The organism is Tumebacillus lacus (assembly GCF_026410385.1).
GTDB classification, from domain to species: domain Bacteria; phylum Bacillota; class Bacilli; order Tumebacillales; family Tumebacillaceae; genus Tumebacillus; species Tumebacillus lacus.
In genome coordinates this window covers 1-5,029 of the sequence record NZ_JAPMLT010000022.1, presented here as the reverse complement: position 1 = coordinate 5,029, position 5,029 = coordinate 1, and the positions used below count along the sequence as shown (strand labels likewise).

5 protein-coding genes and 1 tRNA gene are annotated in these 5,029 nt (G+C 53.6%); 4 read left to right on the top strand and 2 right to left on the bottom strand.

Features of this window, described 5'->3' with window-relative positions:
- Positions 1–40: 40 nt before the first annotated feature.
- Positions 41–127, top strand: a tRNA-Leu gene (locus tag OS242_RS21065).
- 62 nt (positions 128–189) lie between these two features.
- Here OS242_RS21065 and OS242_RS21060 read toward each other — a convergent pair.
- Positions 190–1,407: a cytochrome P450 gene (locus OS242_RS21060; protein ID WP_267153651.1), complete on the bottom strand. Its 1,218-nt coding sequence runs from the start codon at positions 1,405–1,407 to the stop codon at positions 190–192.
- Between the two features lie 111 nt (positions 1,408–1,518).
- Positions 1,519–1,779 (bottom strand): hypothetical protein, encoded by a 261-nt coding sequence (locus OS242_RS21055; RefSeq protein WP_267153650.1) that lies wholly within the window; start codon positions 1,777–1,779, stop codon positions 1,519–1,521.
- Positions 1,780–1,907: 128 nt separating this feature from the next.
- On the opposite strand from OS242_RS21055, the gene larE reads away from it, so the two are divergent.
- From larE to larC, 3 genes are read left to right on the top strand one after another with little or no spacing between them, the layout of a single operon-like run.
- On the top strand, positions 1,908–2,726 hold the full coding sequence (larE, locus tag OS242_RS21050) for an ATP-dependent sacrificial sulfur transferase LarE (RefSeq protein ID WP_267153649.1): 819 nt from the start codon (positions 1,908–1,910) through the stop codon (positions 2,724–2,726).
- 2 nt (positions 2,727–2,728) lie between these two features.
- The gene (gene larB, locus OS242_RS21045) at positions 2,729–3,478 is read left to right on the top strand and encodes a nickel pincer cofactor biosynthesis protein LarB (protein ID WP_267153648.1); all 750 of its coding nucleotides are present in this window, start codon (positions 2,729–2,731) and stop codon (positions 3,476–3,478) included.
- Between the two features lie 4 nt (positions 3,479–3,482).
- Positions 3,483–4,778 carry a nickel pincer cofactor biosynthesis protein LarC gene (gene larC, locus OS242_RS21040; RefSeq protein ID WP_267153647.1) on the top strand — a complete coding sequence of 432 codons (1,296 nt, stop codon included), beginning with the start codon at positions 3,483–3,485 and terminating at the stop codon, positions 4,776–4,778.
- Positions 4,779–5,029: the final 251 nt, after the last annotated feature.

Here is a 5,029-nt window from a genome sequence, read left to right as displayed (position 1 = left end):
GTCGCGGGTTCGAATCCCGTCTTCCGCTCCATTTAAAAACGCGGTCATGGCGGAATTGGCAGACGCGCAAGATTCAGGTTCTTGTAGGGGCAACCCTGTGGAGGTTCAAGTCCTCTTGACCGCACCAACTTACATCTTCAATAAGAAAGACCAGATCCCAAAAGATCTGGTCTTTTTCTCATACCCTCCCTACACTCGACGATCCGCCACCACCGGCAAACTCTTCACACCATTCACGATAATACTCGGCACCGCTTCCAACTGCACACCCGGCACATAAGCAAAATTTGTATACCGCTTCAGCAATTCCTTCAACCCAATTGTCGCCTCCATCCGCGCAAGAGGCGCACCGATACAATAATGAATCCCATGACCAAACGTCAAATGCGGATTTGGACTCCGGTCGATCACAAACTCATCTGGACGCTCAAACTTTTTCGGATCGCGATTCGCAGCCGAAATCCACGCTGTAATCCCTTGCCCTCGTTTGATTTGATGCCCTTTGACCTCCGTATCCTGTGCACACACCCGCATCAACAACGGCAAAGCGGGCCGAAACCGCAGCACTTCCTCAATCGCCGTCGGATACAGCGACGGATTCTCTCGTAACTGCTGTTCGATCTCCGGATACTCAATAAACAACCGTGCCGTATGCGAGAACAGATGCATCGTCGTCTCACTCCCGCCGGCAAGCAAGATCGAGCAAAACGCGAGCAATTCATCCTCATTCAACGGCACTCCGTCTACATCAGCATGCACCAGTGCGGACAGCAGATTTTCCCCAGGATTCTGACGGAAGAATGCGATTTTTTCCTTCAGATAACTGAACAACTCAGCCTGAGCTTGTTTCTGGTCTTCTTGCAATCGTTTTAACTCTTCCGGATCGGTCGACTCCACACCTTGCATAAATCGCAGACCCCAGTTCAGAAACATCTCTTGATGCGCCTCTTCGACACCCAGCATCCACGAAATCACCGCGACAGGCAACCGCGCACCGAAATCATCCACGATATCTAACGATCCCTTCGCCAATGCCTGATCAAGCAACTCCTCCGCCTTCTGCTGAATGCGCGGTGCAAAATCGGCCACCATTTTTGGCGTAAACGCTTTGTTGATCATGCCGCGCAGATCTGTATGACGAGGCGGATCTTGAAACACGAGGCTTTGAGAGATCATCAAATGTGGCGGATAGCGGCGGGAAGAGAAAATCTCCGGGTGATTCAGGATATAATGAACGTCCTCATATTCAAAAAAGTCCCACCCGTCACGAGTTTCGTCATAACGAATCGGTTGTGTCTCCCGCATCGTCTTCAGCCAGATGTGCGGGTCTAGTTTGGTTTGTTTGTCAAACTCACGGATCGGATTTAACATTTTGGGATTATGCAGATTTTCCTTCTGTACGCTCATTAACAAATCCCCCTATATTTCATTTACCCTCTTATTTTACAACATATGGGTTTCCAAGTTAAGACATTCATTCCTATAAAAATAAAAAAGGCTTGCGATTTCGCAAGCCTCCTAGTCCTCTTCGTCAAAGTACTTGTAGAAGAGATATCCTTTTGCCCATTTCTCTTCAATCTTCTGCTCGCCGGCTGCTTTGACAAACAGCGTCACGAGTTGGTCGTCGATGTCATCGCTTTTGTAATTATTGCGTTTGGTGACATCACCGTGCAGTTTTTGGAGTTGGGTAAACATGCGGTCGACGAGTTCTTCGTCTTCGTCGGCGATCTCATCATATGTATTTTCCAGATCATACACCGTTTCGCGATTGAGTTTCATTCACTTTCACCTCCCCTCCCTAGTATGCCCTTCCTGGGGCGATTTGTCTGCAATTTTTCTTGCCCCTATGGCATATGTTTCGATACAATGGCAGGTGTCTAGGCAAGAGAAGGGAGAGTGACCGGAAGATGGAACTGCAAGCGAAAAAGCAGAAGCTTTATGACATATTGTCCGGCATGGATCAGGCGATTGTCGCCTTTTCCGCCGGGATCGACAGCACGTTTGTGCTCGCCTGTGCCAAAGAGGTGCTCGGAGATCGGGTGTTGGCGGTGACGGCCGCTTCGGAGACGTTCCCGGAGCGCGAGTTGCAAGAGGCGATCGAATTGGCGAAAGAGTTCGGGGTGCGCCATGAGATCATCGAGATCAAGGAGATGGAAAATCCCCATTTCGTCGCGAACAACCCGGACCGTTGCTACCACTGCAAAGCGGGGCTGTACTCGAGGCTGTCCGCGTTGGCACAGGAGCGAGGGGTGCCGTACGTGCTCGACGGCGCCAACATGGACGACCTCGGCGATTACCGACCAGGGCGGCAAGCGGCGAGCGATTATCAGATTCGTAGCGTGTTGCAGGAGGCGGGTCTGTTTAAGGAAGAACTGCGTCAGATGGCCAAAGAGATGGGAGTGCCGAATTGGAATAAACCGTCGTTTGCCTGCTTGTCATCGCGGATTCCTTATGGTGATCTGATTACGCTCGAAAAGGTCGGGCAACTGGATCGCGGTGAGGATCAACTCCGCCGCTTTGGCTTTAAACAAATCCGGATCCGCCATCATGATCAGATCGCGCGGGTGGAAGTTTTGCCGGAGGAGTTCATGAAGGCGGTCGAATATGCAGAGGAGATCACGGCGATTCTGAAAGAGGAAGGATTTACCTACGTGACTCTCGATTTGCAAGGCTACCGGAGCGGATCGATGAACGAGACTTTAAAATTGAAGGAAAAGCAGGTATGACCATGTCTGGACATCGGTTGCAAGACGTGTTGCACCGCGTCCGCGAGGGCCGGATGAGCGTGGAAAAGGCCGAGGCGGAGATCCGCGGATTTGAAGATCTGGGTTTTGGCAAAGTGGATTATGCCCGTGAGAAACGCACCGGATATCCGGAGGTGATCTTTGGCCTTGGAAAGACGCCGGATCAGGTGCTGGCGATATTTGCAAGATTGTATGAAAAGCATGGTCGTGTGATGGTCACGCGGGCAGAGCGAGAGACAGCCGAACGGGTGCAGGGTGATTTCCCGGAGGCGGAGTATGATCCGATGTCGAAACTGCTGACCATCGGGCGGACCGAACGGAGATTTGCCGGGACGGTGGCCGTGTTGTCAGCCGGGACAGCCGATCTGCCCGTGTCGGAGGAAGCGGCAAGAACGGCTGAGTGGATGGGCAATCCGGTAGAGCGGATCTACGATGTCGGCGTGGCGGGCATCGACAGGCTGTTGGCTCATCGCGAGCGGTTGCAGGAGGCGAGCGTGGTGATCGTTGTCGCTGGCATGGAAGGGGCACTGGCCAGCGTGGTCGGCGGTCTCGTGCGGCGGCCCGTGATCGCGGTGCCGACCAGTGTGGGATACGGGGCGCATTTCGCTGGATTGACACCGTTGCTTGGAATGTTGACTTCCTGTGCATCCGGGGTGACGGTGGTGAACATCGACAACGGATTTGGTGCGGGGTACGCCGCTTCGATCATCCAGCAGGCGATTTTGGAGGGATAACGGGATGAAGGATCTGTATCTCGACTGCATTTCCGGGATCAGCGGTGATATGACGCTGGCAGCTCTCATCGATCTGGGAGCGGACGTGGAGTATATCAAGCGCGAGTTGATGAAATTGCCGATAGACGATTTCGACCTTTGGGTCGAAACGGTGGACAAGCAGGGGATCGCGGCTAAGAAATTGCAAATGAAACTGCCGGAGATCGATGCGCACGTTCATGGGATTGGCGAAGGTCATGGGCACGGGCATTCGCACAGTCATGACGAGCATGGTCATTCTCATGACCACGATCATGGGGCGGGGGAGCACCACCATCACCATGAGCATCGGAAGGCAGCGACGATCTTGGAGATGATCCGTGAGAGTGAACTGCCGGAGCGGGTGAAGGCAAGGAGCGCAGCGATCTTTGATGTGATCGCGGTGGCGGAAGGGAAGATCCATGGGATCGATCCGTCGGAGGTGCATTTCCATGAGGTGGGGGCGATGGATTCCATTTTGGATACCATCGGGATCTGCCTCGCTTTGGAGAATTTGGGAGTGGAACGTTTGTTTGCATCTCCGGTGCCGACCGGATATGGGAAGATGCGAATGGCGCACGGGCTGTACCCGGTCCCTGCACCGGCGACGGCGGAATTGCTGACCGGTATCCCACTTGCAAAGTCGCACTCGGAAGGGGAGTTGACGACGCCGACCGGCGCGGGAGTGTTGAAAGCGCTGGTGACGAAGTTTGGGCAGTTGGAAAACTTCACTGTGGAACGAATCGGTTTTGGTGCGGGGACGAAAGACTTCCCGGCGGTGCCGAACGTCGTCCGGGCACTGTTGGGGCAATCGTCGGAAAGCGGCGCGGCCAGTGTGTCACGAGAAACGGTGCATGTGTTGGAAGCGCAGTTGGACGATTGCACGGCTGAGGCGTGCGGGTATGCGATGGAGGTTCTGTTTGAGGCAGGTGCGCTCGATGTGTACTTTACCGCCGTTCAGATGAAGAAGAATCGACCGGGAACTTTGGTCACTGTGCTTTGTTTGCCGGCGTTGTCAGATCGGCTGGAGGAAGTGCTGCTGACGGAGACGACAACATTCGGTGTGCGGCGGAGTGTGTGGACGCGCCGGATCTTGGAACGGGATTTCGATGCGGTGGAGACACCGTACGGGACTGTGAAGATCAAGATCGGTCGTCTGTGTGAGCGCGTGTTGCAAGCGACGCCAGAGTATGAAGATGTCGCACGGTTGGCACGGGATCATAAGGTTCCGTTTATCGATGTATACCGTGCAGCGTTGTGCGAGAACAAAATAACGAGATAAGAGATGATGAGCCGCTGAGAAGCGGCTTTTTGTTTTGCAATGGCGGATTGTGGCAGAATGTCGGGTTGTGGCGAACGAACGGGCATGATAAGATATCTCTTGTCGCCGCGAGAGACAAGCGGTAGACGCGAGAGTGATCTCGCCGATTGATCCTTGAAAACTAAACGAGTGTTACGAGATCGATTTTCGAGCCAGCGATTCAGTTCGCTATGAACCAAACTTTTATTGAGAGTTTGATCCTGGCTCAGGAC

Bases quoted from the DNA above. Each gene is read 5' to 3' on its own strand.
- OS242_RS21060 (WP_267153651.1), bottom strand. From the start codon at position 1,407: ATGAGCGTACAGAAGGAAAATCTGCATAATCCCAAAATGTTAAATCCG.
- OS242_RS21055 (WP_267153650.1), bottom strand. From the start codon at position 1,779: ATGAAACTCAATCGCGAAACGGTGTATGATCTGGAAAATACATATGAT.
- larE (WP_267153649.1), top strand. From the start codon at position 1,908: ATGGAACTGCAAGCGAAAAAGCAGAAGCTTTATGACATATTGTCCGGC.
- larB (WP_267153648.1), top strand. From the start codon at position 2,729: ATGTCTGGACATCGGTTGCAAGACGTGTTGCACCGCGTCCGCGAGGGC.
- larC (WP_267153647.1), top strand. From the start codon at position 3,483: ATGAAGGATCTGTATCTCGACTGCATTTCCGGGATCAGCGGTGATATG.